This window comes from Idiomarina aquatica (assembly GCF_004362895.1).
In the GTDB taxonomy this organism is placed as follows: Bacteria; Pseudomonadota; Gammaproteobacteria; order Enterobacterales; family Alteromonadaceae; genus Idiomarina.
Genome location: NZ_SNXI01000008.1, coordinates 73,079 through 91,053, shown reverse-complemented (window position 1 = coordinate 91,053; position 17,975 = coordinate 73,079). Strand labels below are relative to the sequence as shown.

The following is a 17,975-nucleotide window of genomic DNA, read 5'->3' as shown; positions in this document are numbered from 1 at the left end:
TCAGTGACACCAAGAAGCCTCAGCATCGAGCGTGTTTCGATGCTGAGGTTGATACCTACTTTTTCACAAAATCACCAGCGCTCCAACCAATAAATCACGCGGTCATTCCCTCGATATAAACCAAAGTTTGCGGTTGCGCGCGGGTCGTTATCCGTGCAGATGGCGCCACCACTGTCTATCGAGTTCGGTAATTCGCCCCAGTCAAAGGTGAGGTAATCTGCCGTCGCGTAGCAGAAATCATAGAGTGCTTCGTTTGCGGGGGCGATAAACAAAAAGCTCCCGGGGGGCAACTGTCCTTGCTGAAGCGTTGCATTGCCGGTCGTAATAACTTCGTCGTTAGCTACATCAAAGGTGGAAGTCGACTGCGCACTACCGTCGTGCTCCACGGTGAAGCAGGTATCGTCGGTATTGGTGACAAACTGCTCATTATCGTTAAAATATTGGTTGCTCAGCACGATATTAAGGTCAGTAGTGGAAGGGCCAAAAATATTTTCCAGCACGGTACGGCCAAAACGCACGTTTAATGTGTCATCCAATGCCACGGCCAACCCATTAATGGTTTTATCGGCTGCTAAAAAATCACGATCATGGGGCTCACTGCCGCTGGCGATCATAATACCAACGGTCAACGCATCGTAAGGCCCATCTGGCTCTAACCCTGAACGTTCAAGCGCAGCATTGTCGCTTAATTGTTCCAGCACTCCAGAAATCCATGTATCACTTTCTGTTGACGTCCAGCGGCCGGATAAATCGGTGTAGTTAGTTCCACCGTCAGGTAACACGTAGGCGCCCTCACTAACTTCAGCCGTGGGGTAACTTAAACTATTATTGTCGTAATTTTGTGTCGTGACATTATCAGCATTGCGTGCTGCTATCGTGTATTCAACACCGATATCAGCCTGGCCCATATAGCTGAAATTCCCGCAGGTATTAGTCAGTTCACTAGTCGTTACCTTGAAATGGTGCGGGTAAAAACGGCCGACGTTTTTCGCTACGCGGGATTCAGCGTCCCCTGCACCAAGGTAGTCGTTAGTTAGCGCGCCGTTGCTAAAGCCTGGTTGTAAAAGGATATTACCCACTTCGGGCCAACTGACGTTTTGCCAGTTGGCTTGACCATTGTTAATCGGATCAGCAGTTCCTTTACTAAGGGAGTTGATGCCATCACCACCGGTTGGGAATTGGACAGCGGTGATGTCGAAGTCAAATGAGTATGGGGTCGTTTCGTTACCAAAATTATTGGTTAACGTACCGCCTTCTGCAAGGCTTTGTACTGTCACCTCGAACGTCTCCGCGGCCGCCGTAAAACCTGTTGCGTCACCGTTGGACTCTTGCCCCGCGCTAGTTCTGGCCGCAAGATTTAAGGCAAACGGCTTAACGACAAAATCATTGATACTGGCTCCCGATAGCTGATAAGCCGGATTAGGGGGGGCTGCGGGCAGTTGAACAAACGCATGCAAACGCAACCGGCCGACATCTGCGTATGAATTGTCTAAAACGGCTTCACCGCTGCTATCAAAATTAACGGTGAGAGATGTTGTGATGTTACTTTTGTCGGTCGGTACCGTTCCCAAACTCATTGCCTGCAGTGGAATCTCATTTACCGTATAGTCAGTGTCGGCAAAAGCGGTTGGGTTGATCGCTTCTACGCCCATAGTTACGGTTTGCTGGCCGGATATCGCCGCCTGACAAGCGCCTGTTGTAGTATTGGTTTCCACGGCACGTATCTTGGTATCAAAATTTCTCCCTGCAATCTGAGTGGGAATCGCACCAGTACCATCTAGCGCGGTGATAATTAAGCCCGCGGGTTTAAACTCTATTTGACAATTGTTGTTTTGAACACCACTGGAGTAGCACACAAAAGGGTTGCTGGCCGCAATTGATGGATTGCTGAGGGACAACGTGCTGGTGCCGCTATCAACCAGAGTTAAGTTGGCTTGGGCTTGTCCAGCGCTCAGCGTCAAATTGGTGGAAGTACCGCTTGTCCAAGAACTGTTGGCGTTAGATGAATTAAGAGTAACGCTGGGCTCTGCTTCTATGATAGGGACACAATCAGAATCGCTGGGTTCGTTACTGCAGGCTTGGACGTCAACGGCTGCAGCTAAACAGCTCACTGTTGAGTCGGGAAAGCTCAATCGGTAATGATTTACTGTTATAACGGGGTCGTCGTCCAAGATTGCCGGATCACAACCTTGCGCTTCTAGACTGTCACGTTGATCCTGCTCGGAATACGTTATTTCAGTATTATTGCCAAAATCAACGGTTCCCTGGGTTAAGGCACTGCCTTTATAGTTTGTATTTTGCCCAAACTCAATATCGACCGTTTCGTAAGGGCTGTAAATACTGCCATTAAAAGTAAACTCGGGGCAATTATTACCACTGTTGCAGTAATTACCAATAACGAAGTCGGCGTTATCGTAAAGGTAAACAATGAGATCTCGGGTACGCCCATTGTTGTTAAACGAAATATCGTTACCGCCGTTGACGCCGTCTCTTACATAAATTTCGACCAGACCTTGGGGTGAAATATTAATGGTTGAATTATTACCTAAATTTATTTCGCCAATATAGTAGGTCCCGGGAGCCAGTGTTGCTGAGTTGTTTTGTGTACTGAAGCGTAGTTCTTCGATGTAATAAGTGCCGCCGGCAAAAGTTGTTTGGCCATTATTGCCGGAGATGCGAACCAGGTCGTAGGTGCCCGCAGCGACATTTATCCCATTAGTCACATCACCTCCGCCGGAAAAGGCCGGAAAAGTAGACGGGTCAAGCGGCGGGTAGGGCAAATCGACAGTATCGATAGTCCCTTGTGGTGTGGGCGTGTTTCCCTCCTCATCTTCAATGTCATTATTATTGATTGCCGACCCTGAACCAGCAGTAAAACTGCTAGAGCCAACAATGCCATATTGCGATAATTCAGCTAGTTGCTCACAGCTTAATGTATAGTCCGTATTATCCCCACCGCTGCCGTCACCGGGGTCTGTTGGCCCGGAACCGGTGTCGCAGGCAAAGGCATCGTTTGGGTCGACGTTACTATTTGAGTCATCGCAGTAGCGGTCGCCGACCACGGCGTTTTCGTCGCCACTGTCGTTAATAATGGTGGGTGCAGTAGCATCACCGCCGATAGAACCGGCCCAACCTATATCAATTACCGAGTCTGCAAAGGCGTTTTCCGTAATATACGCGTTGGAGTCTTGCATTTCGATACTGGCGCCCGATGCTGAGCCTTCTACACCTGAACCGCTACCGATGACGATATCGCCGGATGCGACAACGGTACCGTCGACTTCGGCGTTACTGGCACGGATAGTGACATTATTTGCGTTGACATCACCGGTAACCTGACTACCACTGCCTAAATCAAAATCGCCGCTTGCGTTAATATTACCGTTAATAGTTACCGGGCTGTCTGTGGTGATGTTGTTACCCGATATATTGCCTGTAACACTGTTGCCGCTGCCGACAAACACATCCCCGTTTGAGCTGACATCTCCCGAGAATGTCGAGTTACTGGGCGCTAACTGGACAAAATTAGTTCCACTAATTGCGCCGGTAACATTACTACCAGAGCCTATGGTCACACTTGCGGCCTGGACGCTGCCGCCGATATCGGCTTGGGCGTCAGTCCAGAGGGAAGTGCCTGAAACGTTGCCTGTAACCGTTGTCTGATAATTTAGTGTGAGATTATCACCGCTTACGCTTCCGTTTATTGTAGTTCCGCTGGCAGTGATGATGTCACCACCTGATAGGTTGCCGCTGATCGTCGTATTGGAGCCACCGGTATAACTATTGCTGACTGAAACGCTTGATTGATAGTTATTGTTACTGCCGCTGGAGGCGTTGATGGTGCCGGCAGAGATTGTACCGCCGACGGTATTGTTATTAGCAAAGGTTATGGTACCACTGACATTAAGCGCACCATCGGTCGCAAAACCGGAGTTGGTTGTGAGGTTACCCCCGCTAACATTGATGGTAATACCGCCGCTGATTTGTGCGTTTTGTAACACCGCATCACCGGTAATGTTGATAACCGTGGCTTTGGTCGCGCTAATGGTATCATTCCACTGCAGGGTCAAACCGTTGGGGCACTCTACGGAGCCATTACCCTGCTGACTACAACCCGGAGGCGCATCATTGTTTTTTGTGCCGTAATCGGCTGCGAAAGAACCGATAGATATAAAAATTAAGCTGCTTAAAAACCAACTAAAGTACCGCATCACTGGCCTCCAGCAATAAAACACGCGAATACTCATTGTCACTAATTGCGCAACTTCCTATGGACTCGACACGCACATGAAGACTGTTTAAGGGAGTCGTGACCTGATCACAGTATACCTCGGCGCGACAATCCGATAGCCCACTGCCGTTGGAGTCAGAAAATTCGACCTGGTAAGGGTTAACATCTACATCGCTGGGAGCACTACCCTCGTTGCGAGCTCCGCAGTCGTCAACGATGAAGCTATCAGCGTTAGCTAATAATTCATCTGCCAGAAATATTTCCGCACCGCTCCGTGCTGCAAATAGTGCGCGAGCGCCATAAACCTCACTAACAGTGGCCTTAGATGAGCTGGTTAAAATATTGACGACGGCAACACCGACAAAACTCAGAACAACGATTATAAAAATAGCCATCGCCAACACTGCACCGCGTTGCTGATGCATTGAGTTTACTGTAAGTTTGCGGTTCGACTCAGGGTACATTGGGTATATGAACCTCATATAGCAGATTTAACTCCTCCCCAGCAGCATCGCGCGTGACAACAATGTTTATCAAAACAAGATTGTTTTGACTAAGTACAACATTATCAACCTCAAACAAAGGCGTTGGAGGGGTAGTTTGTTCGTTGCCCAATTGTGCTGCCATTAATGCCCCAGAGCTAACGGTAGTATTTACAGGTGGTGCCGCTGAGAAGCTTGTTGACTGGAAGCGGCGTAACTGGCCGTTCTCCGGAAGATAGCACCAACTGACTGGGGGGCTGACTTCGTAAAAGCGGCGTGAGGGACCGGTGTTATTAAATTCGATATTGGCACCTGAACTACTTGATAACTCAAACTCGATAGTGTTCGTGCTGCTATCAATTTGTCGGTCATCAATTACGTAGCGTTGTCCCGAGTTATCGTAAATTGCTGGCGTTTGTGTATTGAAGATAACCAAGTGCTGCGATGGGCTGAGTGGAGTCCGGCGCTCCAAAGGTGCAATGGCAGTGACCGTGTCGCCAGGGTTAGCCGTTGTCGGTACCTCAAGATATTCCCCGCTGGTTAAAATAGGAACATATTGAATACAGCGGTTGTTATCATATACGCGAACACTTAACGGCAGTGCGTTGCGTAACTCACGACTTAAGCGCTCAAGTGCAAAACGAGATTGTGAAATTAATTGTTCCCGAGCGCTGGTATCACGGTAAACGTCGGCGCCAAGGCCAATAAAGCGAAACGAGAACGTCCCGATAATTGCTAAAAGCACAATGACGATAACAAGCTCAATTAAGGTGAATCCTTTGGCGCGTAACTGAGCCATTAGTAATCGCCCTTAACGGCAGTAAAGTGGAACTCTTGACTATTAGGTGCCGATATTGTCACGTCTACACGTTTAAACCTTGTGACTGTTGACTGCACTTGAGCGCTGCCATCGGAGTAGGCTACCGAGATAGCAAAGCTAAAGTTTTGGAATCGCTCATTGACGCCTCCCTGAAGAAGAACGCCATCGATCTCGTCACCTGCTTGCGTTGATAAGCCATTAAAATCATCCACGTCATCGTAATTGCTTCGTGTTGCTTCTTCTGCGCCGAGAGCTCCGGGTGCAGTGCATGTTCCCGAGTCGCTGCAACGAGTATATCCACCACTCATATCGCTGGATTCGTCAAACGCCTTTCCCATAACCTCATTGATAAACATTTGCCCAAGCGCTGAAGCCCGCGCTTGCAGCAAGGGCCCAGCGCTGCGCGGGGCTTGCGGGAACAGCAGGGTCGACAACACCACCAAAGCAATGCCTAGTGTGACGATTCCGACTATAATCTCGATAAGCGTAAAGCCGCGCTGGTGCATAGTGTTCTCTAACTAATTATTAATACCGAGTTTAACTGTTTTTTTACTGGCTGTTGATATAATGTTCAAGAATAATCAGATTAACATGCTGATCGTCCAAATATGTACCCCCTAAATGCTGAGGTAAGTCATACCAATGCCTGGTTCTGTCATAAAAGCACGCGGTTTTACCATAGTTGAGTTTATTATCATCATTGTTGTGGTGGGAATTTTAGCGGTGAGTGCCTACCCACTGATCGGCGGCCGCAGTGGCGTCGATGTTGCTGCATATCAGGGGCAGGTGATGAGTTTATTGCGGCTGCAACAACAGCGGGCGATGCAGGATACTGCTGCGGAAAATCTATACAGTGTGTGTGTAACTAATAAAGAAGTCGGTCTGTTCGAACTTGAGCCAGGTGCGCCTTGTGATATTGATGCAGCCGCATTGTGCGAAGAGCGTGGCGACTGCATTGCTATAGATACCAAAGATAGTGTCGAATTCTCGGGTCTGTCTCGAATTAATTTTGATAGCATGGGTTGCCCCTATAGTGACAGCAGTCAGCCCGAAACGCTTTGCGCAGGGGGACCGCTGACACTACTGATACAGGGCGATACAACTCGGCAAATACAGATAAATGAGCAAGGTTATACACAAGCGTTGCCATAATCCTCTTATTTTGTCGTCATTTCGACGATATTCCCTCTTGCGCTTTCGTTGACAAGCACATAGCATAAAGCGGTGTAATTACAAATGCGCGACGTTGACGAACGTTCAATAAAACTACAATAACAATAGCGCGGACGCAGCAACAGCTAACTGCCGCTGAGTTATTTTCAAGCTTGGAATGGGAACATGATGCGATTGGCTCGACTGGCCGTGATAATGGCCTCTACTTTGACATTCGCCTCGACAGCATTGGCTCAGCAGGAGTCAGACGCGACGCAGATGTCTGTCGAAGAAATATCAAACCAAATTGCGACATTGCAGACAGAGTATGACAACTTTTCTGACACTGTGGCGACCTTGCAGCGAGAAGAACAGCAGCTAAGAGAACAGCTTCAATCTTTGCGCGAGCGAAACCGTGAGCTCGAGCAGCAGCGCCAGGTAGCGCTGGAAGAAATGAATAATCGGTATCAACAGTTAGTTGATGATCCGTCCATCGATATTGCCGGCGCTCAGGAAGCTTACAAAGAAGCGGTCATGGCACATCAGCAGAATAAAGAAGACATAAAAACACAGGTTCAGCTGGTTAGTGCAAAGAGTCGGGAAGTAGAAGAGGCGCGTGTCAGTAAACACAGCCTGTTGAACGAAATCGAGACCTTCAAAGATCAGCGTAACGTAGCACGTGTGGAGCGCTTGCAGGAAGAATTTAACCGCACTGGCGATCTGGAAGTCAGCCAGTCGATCGTTTGTGACCGCGAAGAAACTCTCAGCCAATGTGAAACTCGTGGCAAGTTACTGGCTAAGCAAAAAGCATCAAAGCAATACCTTGACCAGACGTTAGCTGATTTATCTGAGTCAGAGTTAGCCCGCACCAACCTTGAGCGCGTTAGTCCCAATGTGCAAATTCTGGGCTCAAAGACTGTAAGCGATGGCTTTAGTGGACAAGGTAATTATGGCGTTAAAATGGGCGTCGAACTGCGTGGTCAGCTGCCTCAGTCGCAGGCCTGTACCTTATTAGATATTGATGTCCGCTATTGTGCAGTAAAGCGTACCGCGTCGAATGAGCCGGCTACTGATGAACCGGTCGACAGCTCGGTGATGCATCCTCTAACAATTCGCTCTAACGTCTATGATGACGAGGTAATGATTGACGGCGTTAGTTATGGCTCGACGCCAATCGAGGTGATGTTACCTGGCGGCGAACACGAAGTCGAAATCATCAAATATGGTTACACAGCCTTTAACCAAACGCTTAACCTGAAAGACGCACAGGTGATTCGTGCGGAGCTCGAAAAGTCAGAGTATTCATTTACTCGCGGCGAGAAAATTCAGGATATTTTATTCCGCGATGTACGCGGGCCTGAGCTGGTGGTTATGCCATCGGGCAATTTTAAAATGGGTGACCTGACCGGTAACGGTATGGCCAATGAACGGCCGGCAACGACCGAGTCTATTGCGCGTCCATTTGGTATTACCGACACCGAAATCACGGTAACTGACTTTCGTAAATTTGTTAATGACACGGCCTATGTGACCGAAGCGGAAAAGAACGGTAGTTGCGCTGTGTTACAAAACGGCATGCCGAAATTCAATGACAGCCTGAACTGGCGTAACCCCGGGTTTTCGCAGAGCGAGACCTCTCCTGTTGTCTGTGTAAGCCTTAATGATGCGCAAGCTTATACGCAGTGGTTAACACAAAAAAGTGGCTTTGATTATAACTTGCCTACCGAAGCACAGTGGGAATACGCTGCTCGTGCCGGTACCGAAACTGATTTCTGGTGGGGTAATGACGTAGGCTTTGGTAAAGCCAATTGCCGTAATTGTGGCTCGGACTGGTCAAATCAACGTACCGCGCCAGTTGGTAGCTTTCAGCGTAATCCCTGGGGTTTGTTTGATACCGTGGGTAACGTCTGGGAATGGACGACCTCAGAACAGAGCTCAGTGGTTCGTGGCGGCGCATGGAATTTTGCACCGAGTTTAGCGCGGGTGTCGACGCGGATGGAACTTCCTGCCGACTTCAGCTCTAATTATATTGGGTTTCGTGTAGTAAGGGCGCAGTAAGTACTAACTCGTGCTATCATTTATTGCAGTTTTTAGCTTTTTAAGTAGGGATTTACCGCTTCATGTTTAAGAAAATTCGCGGCATTTTTTCGAATGACCTATCGATCGATTTAGGTACCGCCAACACACTTATTTACGTAAAAGACGAAGGCATCGTTCTGAACGAGCCTTCAGTCGTTGCGATCCGTCAGGAGCGCTCGGGTGGGCCCAAAGCGATCGCCGCTGTGGGTGCTGCCGCAAAGCAAATGTTGGGGCGTACACCGGGTAATATAAAAGCCATTAGGCCAATGAAAGACGGTGTTATCGCAGACTTTTATGTCTGCGAAAAAATGCTGCAATTTTTTATCAAACAAGTTCACGATAGCCATTACTTCCGCCCGAGTCCGCGCGTGTTGGTTTGTGTGCCTTGCGGTTCGACCCAAGTCGAGCGTCGGGCAATTCGCGAATCTGCGCTTGGTGCCGGAGCACGTGAAGTTTACCTAATCGACGAACCTATGGCAGCAGCTATTGGTGCAGGCTTACCGGTTTCTGAAGCGACTGGCTCGATGGTGGTTGATATTGGTGGGGGCACCACCGAAGTTGCCATTATCTCGTTAAACGGTGTCGTTTACTCGTCTTCGGTACGCATCGGTGGTGATAAGTTTGATGAAGCCATTATCAATTACGTACGTCGTAACTTTGGCGCCCTGATTGGCGATGCTACCGCAGAGCGTATCAAACATGAAATTGGCTCAGCGTTCCCGGGTGAAGAGCTAAAAGAGATTGAAGTACGCGGACGTAACCTTGCCGAAGGCGTGCCACGTTCGTTTACCTTAAACAGCAACGAAATATTGGAAGCGCTGCAAGAGCCGTTAATGGGTATCGTCAGTGCGGTTATGGTAGCGCTTGAACAATCGCCGCCGGAGCTGGCCTCGGACATTTCAGAGCGTGGCATGGTGTTAACCGGGGGTGGCGCGTTACTTAAAGATCTGGACCGCTTGCTGATGGAAGAAACCGGTATTCCGGTCATTATTGCTGATGATCCACTGACCTGTGTTGCACGCGGTGGCGGTAAAGCATTAGAAATGATCGATATGCACGGCGGTGACCTTTTTAGTTACGAGTAAAACGCAACCGCGAGGTGACCTAGCGCCAAAATGAAAACCTTATTCGTTCGCGGCCCATCACTATTATCCAGGCTAGTGCTTGCACTAGCCTGTTCGTTTTTATTGATCTTCATTGACCATCGCCTGCAAGCGATGCAGCCGGTTCGTTTGTTTCTAAACTCGCTGGTGACGCCGGTTCAGTATTTAGCCATTTTGCCTGAGCAAATTCTGGATAACTTCTCCGAAAGTGTAAAAAGCCAGGAAGCCCTAAGCGAAGAAAATGCGCAACTCAAACAGCAGTTGCTTGAGTTGCAGGGGCAGTTACAGCAATTTCAATTTATCTCCAACGAAAACAAACGGTTACGTGAGTTGTTAGGCTCGGAGCAGCGTATTCCTAATCGGCGCATGGTTGCTGAGGTGATAGCGGTAGCATCAGAACCGTTTAGCCAACAACTGGTGATCAATAAGGGGACGCTAAACGGGGTTTATGAAGGTCAGGCGGTGCTGGATGACCAGGGTATCATCGGCCAGGTTCAGGATGTCGGGAGTAATACTGCCCGTGTGTTGCTGATTTCAGACCAAAGCCATGCCATTCCGTTGCGCTCAGAGCGCAATGATACACGTGTATTAGCCCAGGGTACCGGTGATATCGGAAGGCTTCAATTAATGTTTGTTCCTCACAGTACCACGCTAAAAGAAGGTGACTTGTTAGTTTCTTCAGGGTTAGGAGGTGTTTATCCCGAAGGCTATCCGGTTGCTACTATCAGTGAGATTGTGCAAGATGAGTCGTTACCCTTTGCGCAAGTACAGGCTGACCCGATTTCGCCTTTAGACCGCGTGCGCAATGTGCTGTTATTGTGGCGCAGTAACGATCAGCAACAGCCGATTTACGAGGAGCCGTCAGATGGTTAAGCATGGCACGTTAACGCTAATCCTGACGTACCTGGTCGCACTGGTGTTGATGATCATGCCGATGCCAACTGCGTTTGATACGTTTCGGCCCGACTGGGTAACCCTGGTATTGTTGTATTGGGTATTGGCGCTACCTCATCGCGTGAACATGGGCACGGCGCTGGTATTGGGTATTCTCAGTGACATTTTACTGGGTTCTGTACTTGGTGTTCATGCGCTGGGTATGGTGGTCGTAACCTACTTTGCAGCGCGACATTTTCAGCGTTTCAGGAACTTCTCATTGCCGCAACAGGCACTACTGATTGCTTTTCTTATCCTGCTTAAGCGCATGATTGTATTTCAGGCTAATGTCTTTATTCACGATGCTGAATTTACCGGCAGTTATTTTTGGCCGGCGTTGACTTCCGCGTTATTCTGGCTGTGGCTGTTTCCGTTATTACGCAAAATCAGACGTAATTTCGGGGTGGCTTAAATGACGCATGCAATTGCCCCCAGGCTGATACTGGCGTCTGCGTCGCCGCGCAGGGCTGAGCTACTAAAACAATTAGACAACGACTTTCAGGTAATTCCCTCGACCATCGAGGAGCAACAGCAAGCGCAGGAAGCACCGTCGGACTACGTTAAACGACTGGCATTGGATAAAGCGCTGGCTGTGGCAGAAACGATTGAGGGGCCTGCCTTAATCATTGGCAGTGACACCCTCATTGACTGTCAGGGGCAAGTGATGGAAAAGCCCCGTGACCAGCTGCATTCTACGCAGATGCTGACACAGCTTGCTAACGGAACTCATCAGGTGAGAACGGCGGTGGCGGTCGTGGCTATTGCTGATAATGGTAAGCGCTGGCAGCAGGTGCTGGAGCTGGTTACGGATGTCACTATGGGTGAGATTACCGCACAACAAATGCAAGATTACTGGGCTACGGGGGAACCCGCTGACAAAGCCGGTGGCTATGCAATACAGGGCGGCGCAGCGCGTTTTGTTCGTTCGATAAGTGGTAGCTATACTGCCGTAGTGGGGTTGCCGTTGTATGAGACTGGGCAACTGATTCAACAGGGTCGCCAGTGGCTGGAGAGTTTACGATGAGTGTTGAAGTATTAATGAACGTAACGCCAACCGAGAGCCGCGTGGTTTTGGTCGAAAACGGTATTTTGCAGGAAGTGCACATCGAGCGGCAGGTAAAGCGTGGCCTGGTAGGTAATATTTACATGGGTAAAATATCACGCGTTTTACCGGGCATGCAGGCGGCATTTGTTGATATTGGATTAGACAAAGCTGCATTCCTGCACGCCTCTGATATTGTTACCAGTATCGACGGTGACACCATTGAGCGTCACGAACGACCCGAGCCGAATATTACCTCGCTGGTGCATCAGGGTCAGCATATTATGGTGCAAGTGGTTAAAGATCCGTTAGGCACTAAGGGTGCGCGGCTGACCACGGATATCACCTTGCCCTCTCGTTATCTGGTATTTATGCCACAAAGCTCACACGTCGGTGTGTCGCAACGTATTGATGATAGTGAAGAGCGCGAGCGCTTGAAGCAGTTGGCGGAAAGCTTAAGTACTGAAGATGGTTACTTCATTGTTCGCACAGCAGCAGAGGGCACTGAGGAAGGCGCCTTAAAAGGCGACGCAGAGTTTTTAACGCGGCTGTGGCAGCAAATAAAAAAACGCAAAAAGAGTCAGCGTAAGGTCGGGGTGTTATACGAAGACCTGAATTTATGCTGTCGGGTATTACGTGATTTCGTTGGCGAAGAAATTGAGCGCATTCGGGTTGATTCACGGACGACGCTGGAACAGTTAAAAACCTTTACTGACGATTTTATTCCTGAACTTGGGCCGGTGCTGGAGTATTACACCGGTGATCGACCCATCTTTGATTTGTTTGATATCGAGAACGAAATTCAACGAGCGCTGGACCGACGCGTCGATCTCAAGTCCGGTGGTTCGTTAATTATTGATCAAACCGAGGCGATGACGACCATCGACATTAACACGGGGGCGTTCGTGGGCCATCGTAATCTCGAGGAAACCATCTTTAATACCAATATCGAAGCAACTCAGGCCATTGCCCGGCAACTCAGGCTGCGCAACCTCGGTGGCATCATTATTATCGATTTTATCGATATGCAAAATGACGAACACAAACGGCGTGTCCTGCACAGTCTGGAACAGGCGTTGGCCAAAGATCGCGCAAAAACTTCCATTAATGGCTTTACCACCCTGGGCCTGGTCGAAATGACACGCAAACGCACACGCGAAAGTCTGGAACACGTGCTGTGTGGTGAGTGCCCGGTTTGCCGGGGACGTGGCTCGATGAAAACCGTGGAAACAGTTTGCTACGAAATTATGCGTGAGATTGTCCGTGTGCATAAGGCTTACGAAGCGGATAAGTTTGTGGTGTACGCATCTGCTGCCGTCAGTGAGGCGTTGTTAAACGAAGAATCTCACGCTCTGGCTGAACTTGAACTGTTTGTTTCGCGTCAAATAACCATACAAACCGAAACGCTCTATAACCAAGAGCAATTTGATGTGGTGATGATGTAGTGTCAATGAGTAAAGGGTTGCTGTGGCTGTTAAATAAATTGTGGTTGTCGCTAGCCCTTTTATTAGTGCTGGCGGCGGTTTTAATGAGTGTGATGCGCTACGCATTGCCGCATATTCCCGATGTTTCCGCGCAAGTTGAGGCAGAGTTAGAACAACGTCTGCAACAGCCCATTGAGATAGAAACCCTTGCTATGTCCTGGCACCGTCAGGGACCCGCCCTTGATGTAACCGGCGTAACGCTAAAATCCGGCGAGGATGCGCCGGTACAATTCCAGGTCGATGAGATATCGGTGGTACTGGATTTCTGGCAGTCGTTGCTGCAACGACAGTTGGTGGCTCAGGAGTTTATTCTTAACCAGGCAACTATTGCTATCGATTTACGCTCACTGCAGTCTGATAGCGACCAACCCGTCAGCTTTACGCGCTTTGAGAGCCTGTTTTTGCAACAGCTGGAGAGGTTTTCGTTAACTGACAGCGAACTCAATGTCATCAACCTGGCGGGTAATCGCCGCTCAGTAGTTATCGAAAAATTATCCTGGCTGAACCAGGGGAATCGACATCAGGGCGTCGGTCAGTTTAGGGTGCGTGATTTTACCCGCAATAGCCTCGATTTTATTATCCAGCTGGAAGGTAACCAACTTAGTACAGTGGATGGACAGATCTATGTCGATTCACGGCAGATCGATATCAGTCCCTGGCTGGAGCAACAACTAACCCGAGTCGATATTACCCAGTCGAATGTCAATTTTACCAGTTGGCTGACGCTGGTGGACGGAGATATCTCCAGTGGCTTGTTACAACTGCGTGATAATCAGGTGACGGCTAGAGTAAACGAGCGCGATATTGCCTTGCATATTGCCAAAGGTACTGTTGCTATCGAACCACAACAGCAGGGCTGGCTGTTAAATGTAAAACCGTTGACCGTAGAGATTAATCAACAGCCAATCAACTTGCCACTAATTAGCTGGCAAAGTCAGCCGAATTTACAGCAACTGAGTGCTAAAAAGCTACCCATACCAAAATTATTGAGCGCCTTGCCGTTGCAAGACGACAGTTTAAGTACTTCGCTGGCAGGGCTTGCCGGCAGCATGGATGTGTGGCTGCAGCGCGATGCCGTAGGTGATGCCTATTGGCAGGTTCACAGTGATGATTTAGCAAAGTCGAATGAGGACGGCAGCGCGGCCTTTTCACCGCTTTCGTTAACTATACAAGGGAAAAATGCGCAGTTCGGTACTTGGTTGGTTGCCGCTGACTCATTGCAGTTAGAAAACACGGCATTAGCGGAGCAGCCCTGGGACTTTGATGATCTGCGATTAAATGGTCACTGGCAACGACAGGGCGAACAGTGGCAGACGAGTCTGCAACAAGGACAAATTACCTATGAGGACATGCCGCTGGCGCTATCCGGACGATTGCTTGGTGGTGGGAGTGATTTAGCCACCAATGAGGCACCACAGATCGAGTTAAAGGTAAGCAGCCAGTCTGAGTTCTCGGTTGCTACGGCACGACAACTGTTACCTTCTGTTATGGGACGGGGCGTAAAGAATTATTTAACCGAGGCTCTTCAGGGAGGCGTAATTGCCGGACTGGAAGCGGTTTGGCGGGGACCAGTCAACGAGTTTCCTGATGCAGATATGAATGGCGTGTTTAATGCTCGAGTAGATTTTGCTGGGTTAGACTATCGCTTCCGGCCAGAGTGGCCGGCATTGCAGCAGACGCCGATTCGACTCGACTTTTATCAAACGGGTTTGTTTATGTTCACCGATGGCGGCAAGCTCATGGATGTTCAGATCGATGAAGTATCCGCCAGCATCCCGGAACTAACCAACGCGTCTAGCGGGCTGCAGTTAACCAGTTCGGTGAGCGGGCCTGCTGCTAGTATAGAGCCTGTTTTTTCTGCTTCGCCGTTAACATCCGTGGCTGAAACCTTACGCCAGGTGCAACCTCGAAGCCGTGTTGCTGGTCAGTTTAGTTTAGATATTCCATTTGATGGTTCGCGTGAAGTCGATGTCAGGGTTACCACTGACCTAACCGACCAATCGTTTTATGTGGCGGCGATAGATCAGACATTCACCGCCCGAGAAGGTGAACTGGTCATTCATAATGCACAAGTGCAAAGCGAAGAACTCGTGCTGGAATGGTATGGCATGCCGATTACCACTGAAGTTGTCGGCAGTAGCGGTGGCAGTGACTACTTACTTACCGTAGATACGTCGCTCGACTGGCAAGTTGAACCTTTATTGGATGCATTACCCAGCCAGGGCTGGCAAAAGTATTTTTACGGTGCGGTCAATGGCAGTGGTCAGTTGCAACTAACCTTGGGCGATACCATTAAATCGCAATGGCGTTCGCAATATGATTTAACCGGCCTTCAGTCAAATTTACCGCAGCCATTGGCTAAGGAGTTTGGCGAAAACTGGCAATTAGCGATTAATTTGAGCGGCAATGACCAGCAGCTGCGGCTAAATGCTAACGTCGCTGATCGTTTAAGCTGGAACAGCCGTTGGCAGCCCGGTAGTGAACAATGGCAATCTGCGCAGTTAGTTATAGGCAAGGAACCCACTCAACAAAAAGCCAAACTTGCGCAACGCAGTGATGCATTTGTGATATCCGCCCAGTTACCGCAGCTCAATGTCGGTGAGTGGTATGATTTAGTTTATTTCTTACAGCAGAATCAGAATGGTGAGTCGACAAATTCAGGGCCGTCGTTTACACCTGACTACATTCTTGCAAGCACGCCACAATTAAACTGGGCCGGGCAAACATTTGTCGATGCCGAGTTAGAGGTCTGGCCGAGTAATCAGCAGTGGTTTGGCCGTGTCTTTGCCAACGATTTGGCATTAGACGTAGCGATACCCGAAGATTTTCTGCAACAGCCCATCGTGGTAAATGCCGACTTTATCCAGTTGTCATCGTCGCTGGGCGTCAACTCGACTAATAATCTGCGCGAAAAAGAAGCTCAGTGGCAGTGGGTTAAACGGCTGCCGGCAATCGATATTCACTGCAAGACCTGTAAACTTGATGATAAAAGTTTTGTTGATCTTAATGCAGAAGTCCGGCCTATAAGCGGTGGTATCGAGTTATCTAAGTTTTCCACCCAAAGTAACAATTCAAGCTTACAAGCGTCCGGTTATTGGCTGGTTGCTGACGGTAACCCGGTAACGCAAATCAGTGGTAACTTACAAAGTGAAGATTTTGGTGATCTGCTGCGTGAATACGGTTTAGAAACGGCCATACGAGACAGTTCCGCAACGCTTGAGTTTGGCTTAAATTGGCAGGGCCATCCGCATCAAATTGACTTCACCAGCTTGGGCGGCTCGATGCAGTGGGAACTAGGGCAAGGCTACCTCGCCGAGGTAAGTGACGGCGGTGCGCGATTGTTTTCGCTGTTGAGCTTAGACGGCATTTTACGCAAGCTAACCCTCGATTTTCGTGACATCTTTTCGCAAGGCATGTTTTATACCGAGCTCAGCGGGAGCGTGCAGCTAGCCAATGGCATTGCAACCACCAACGATACCCAACTACTGGGCTCTGCCGGTAACATGGAGATTACCGGCACTACTAACCTGGTAACCAACGCATTAGATTATCAATTAACCTATGCACCAAAAGTGACCTCCAGTTTGCCGGTGATTCTGGCGTGGATGGTTAACCCGCCCAGTGGACTTGCCGCCTTGTTGATTGATAAGGTGTTACAGGACGCAGAAGTTATTTCACAGTTGCGTTATCAAGTCACTGGTACTATCGACAACCCACAGGTAACTGAGGTTGAGCGTGATAGTCGACCTGTTGATATTCCGCAACTAGAATCAGAGCCGCAAAGCCAGCAGCTTGAGGAGGGCAACGATGCATCCCGTTCTAACGGCAATCCAGCTAACCAGCCTTAAAACGCCGGAGCAAAATCTGGCAAAAGTAGAAGCACTTGCGGCTGACTTACCTAAAAACCGGCCTCAGTTGGTCGTTTTACCTGAGGCATTCAGTTGTTTTGGTGCCGGTGACAAAGCGCAATTAGCGATGGCGGAACCGGATGGACAAGGCCCTGTGCAGGAGCGATTGGCTGCTATCGCGAAAAAGCATCAAATTACCTTGATTGCCGGGACTATCCCCCTGCAAGGTAGTGGTGCTGATGAGGGCAAGCGCTTTGCCGCAGCCTGTCTGGCATACGGACCCGACGGTGAGCGTTTAGGCCGTTACGACAAGATTCATTTATTTGATGTCGATGTTGCAGACAACACAAAACAATACCGCGAGTCTAAATGGACCCAGCCGGGCAATTCGATTGTAACCATCGATTGTGGCTTTGCTGTGGTGGGCTTGGCGGTATGTTATGATGTGCGCTTTCCTGAGTTATTTAAAGCGTTGCGCCAGGCTGGCGCTGAGATCATCGTGTTACCGTCCGCGTTCACCCAAGTCACCGGGCGTGCGCACTGGCACACATTAGTTCGCTCGCGGGCTATCGAGCAGCAGGTTTATATGGTGGCTCCCGGTCAGGTCGGAGAGCATGAGAATGGTCGTCGCACCTATGGCCATTCAATTATCGTTAATGCCTGGGGCGAGATCATTGCCGAACAAGCAGATGGCGAGGGAGTGATAAGTGCTGACTACAACGGCGACGCGGTAACCCAAATTCGGCAACAGATGCCCGTTGCGGAACAAAGCCGTATCGATGTTTCGCTAAAGAAGTAACA

The 17,975-nt window shown here is 49.3% G+C and carries 13 protein-coding genes; 9 read left to right on the top strand and 4 right to left on the bottom strand.

Features of this window, described 5'->3' with window-relative positions; translation table 11 throughout:
* Positions 1-71: 71 nt before the first annotated feature.
* From DEU29_RS07825 to DEU29_RS07810, 4 genes are read right to left on the bottom strand one after another with little or no spacing between them, the layout of a single operon-like run.
* A complete protein-coding gene (locus DEU29_RS07825; RefSeq protein WP_166635894.1) occupies positions 72-4,211 on the bottom strand; it encodes a DUF6701 domain-containing protein in 4,140 nt (1,379 codons plus the stop codon).
* Positions 4,198-4,656: a pilus assembly PilX family protein gene (locus DEU29_RS07820; RefSeq protein ID WP_133539805.1), complete on the bottom strand. Its 459-nt coding sequence runs from the start codon at positions 4,654-4,656 to the stop codon at positions 4,198-4,200. The genes DEU29_RS07825 and DEU29_RS07820 overlap by 14 nt, the downstream gene beginning before the upstream one ends.
* A gap of 28 nt (positions 4,657-4,684) precedes the next feature.
* Entirely contained in the window at positions 4,685-5,512 is an 828-nt protein-coding gene (locus DEU29_RS07815) for a type II secretion system protein (protein WP_133539804.1), read from the bottom strand.
* Positions 5,512-6,039, bottom strand: coding sequence for a type IV pilus modification PilV family protein (locus DEU29_RS07810; protein ID WP_133539803.1), 528 nt, complete (start codon positions 6,037-6,039; stop codon positions 5,512-5,514). The genes DEU29_RS07815 and DEU29_RS07810 overlap by 1 nt, the downstream gene beginning before the upstream one ends.
* Before the next feature lie 136 nt (positions 6,040-6,175).
* Between DEU29_RS07810 and DEU29_RS07805 the strand changes: the two genes are divergently transcribed.
* The 9 genes from DEU29_RS07805 to DEU29_RS07765 all read left to right on the top strand — a co-directional run bounded on the left by DEU29_RS07805 (position 6,176) and on the right by DEU29_RS07765 (position 17,973).
* Positions 6,176-6,685: a hypothetical protein gene (locus DEU29_RS07805; protein ID WP_133539802.1), complete on the top strand. Its 510-nt coding sequence runs from the start codon at positions 6,176-6,178 to the stop codon at positions 6,683-6,685.
* A gap of 186 nt (positions 6,686-6,871) precedes the next feature.
* A complete protein-coding gene (locus tag DEU29_RS07800) occupies positions 6,872-8,743 on the top strand; it encodes a formylglycine-generating enzyme family protein (RefSeq protein ID WP_133539801.1) in 1,872 nt (623 codons plus the stop codon).
* Between the two features lie 62 nt (positions 8,744-8,805).
* Positions 8,806-9,849, top strand: coding sequence for a rod shape-determining protein (locus DEU29_RS07795; RefSeq protein WP_133539800.1), 1,044 nt, complete (start codon positions 8,806-8,808; stop codon positions 9,847-9,849).
* A 30-nt stretch (positions 9,850-9,879) separates the two neighbouring features.
* Positions 9,880-10,740, top strand: a complete 861-nt coding sequence (gene mreC / locus DEU29_RS07790) for a rod shape-determining protein MreC (RefSeq protein ID WP_133539798.1) — start codon at positions 9,880-9,882, stop codon at positions 10,738-10,740.
* Entirely contained in the window at positions 10,733-11,212 is a 480-nt protein-coding gene (mreD, locus tag DEU29_RS07785) for a rod shape-determining protein MreD (RefSeq protein ID WP_133539796.1), read from the top strand. The genes mreC and mreD overlap by 8 nt, the downstream gene beginning before the upstream one ends.
* Complete coding sequence (locus DEU29_RS07780; RefSeq protein ID WP_133539794.1) at positions 11,213-11,824, top strand: Maf family protein; 612 nt, start codon at positions 11,213-11,215, stop codon at positions 11,822-11,824.
* Positions 11,821-13,287: a ribonuclease G gene (rng, locus tag DEU29_RS07775; protein ID WP_133539792.1), complete on the top strand. Its 1,467-nt coding sequence runs from the start codon at positions 11,821-11,823 to the stop codon at positions 13,285-13,287. Before DEU29_RS07780 ends, rng begins: the two co-directional genes overlap by 4 nt.
* A 5-nt stretch (positions 13,288-13,292) precedes the next feature.
* On the top strand, positions 13,293-17,174 hold the full coding sequence (locus DEU29_RS07770) for a YhdP family protein (RefSeq protein ID WP_133539790.1): 3,882 nt from the start codon (positions 13,293-13,295) through the stop codon (positions 17,172-17,174).
* On the top strand, positions 17,134-17,973 hold the full coding sequence (locus DEU29_RS07765; RefSeq protein WP_133539788.1) for a carbon-nitrogen hydrolase family protein: 840 nt from the start codon (positions 17,134-17,136) through the stop codon (positions 17,971-17,973). Before DEU29_RS07770 ends, DEU29_RS07765 begins: the two co-directional genes overlap by 41 nt.
* Positions 17,974-17,975 lie beyond the last annotated feature (2 nt).

Bases quoted from the DNA above. Each gene is read 5' to 3' on its own strand.
- mreD (WP_133539796.1), top strand. From the start codon at position 10,733: ATGGTTAAGCATGGCACGTTAACGCTAATCCTGACGTACCTGGTCGCA.
- DEU29_RS07815 (WP_133539804.1), bottom strand. From the start codon at position 5,512: ATGGCTCAGTTACGCGCCAAAGGATTCACCTTAATTGAGCTTGTTATC.
- DEU29_RS07800 (WP_133539801.1), top strand. From the start codon at position 6,872: ATGATGCGATTGGCTCGACTGGCCGTGATAATGGCCTCTACTTTGACA.
- rng (WP_133539792.1), top strand. From the start codon at position 11,821: ATGAGTGTTGAAGTATTAATGAACGTAACGCCAACCGAGAGCCGCGTG.
- DEU29_RS07780 (WP_133539794.1), top strand. From the start codon at position 11,213: ATGACGCATGCAATTGCCCCCAGGCTGATACTGGCGTCTGCGTCGCCG.
- DEU29_RS07805 (WP_133539802.1), top strand. From the start codon at position 6,176: ATGCCTGGTTCTGTCATAAAAGCACGCGGTTTTACCATAGTTGAGTTT.
- DEU29_RS07795 (WP_133539800.1), top strand. From the start codon at position 8,806: ATGTTTAAGAAAATTCGCGGCATTTTTTCGAATGACCTATCGATCGAT.
- DEU29_RS07810 (WP_133539803.1), bottom strand. From the start codon at position 6,039: ATGCACCAGCGCGGCTTTACGCTTATCGAGATTATAGTCGGAATCGTC.
- DEU29_RS07770 (WP_133539790.1), top strand. From the start codon at position 13,293: ATGAGTAAAGGGTTGCTGTGGCTGTTAAATAAATTGTGGTTGTCGCTA.
- DEU29_RS07820 (WP_133539805.1), bottom strand. From the start codon at position 4,656: ATGCATCAGCAACGCGGTGCAGTGTTGGCGATGGCTATTTTTATAATC.
- DEU29_RS07825 (WP_166635894.1), bottom strand. From the start codon at position 4,211: ATGCGGTACTTTAGTTGGTTTTTAAGCAGCTTAATTTTTATATCTATC.
- DEU29_RS07765 (WP_133539788.1), top strand. From the start codon at position 17,134: ATGCATCCCGTTCTAACGGCAATCCAGCTAACCAGCCTTAAAACGCCG.
- mreC (WP_133539798.1), top strand. From the start codon at position 9,880: ATGAAAACCTTATTCGTTCGCGGCCCATCACTATTATCCAGGCTAGTG.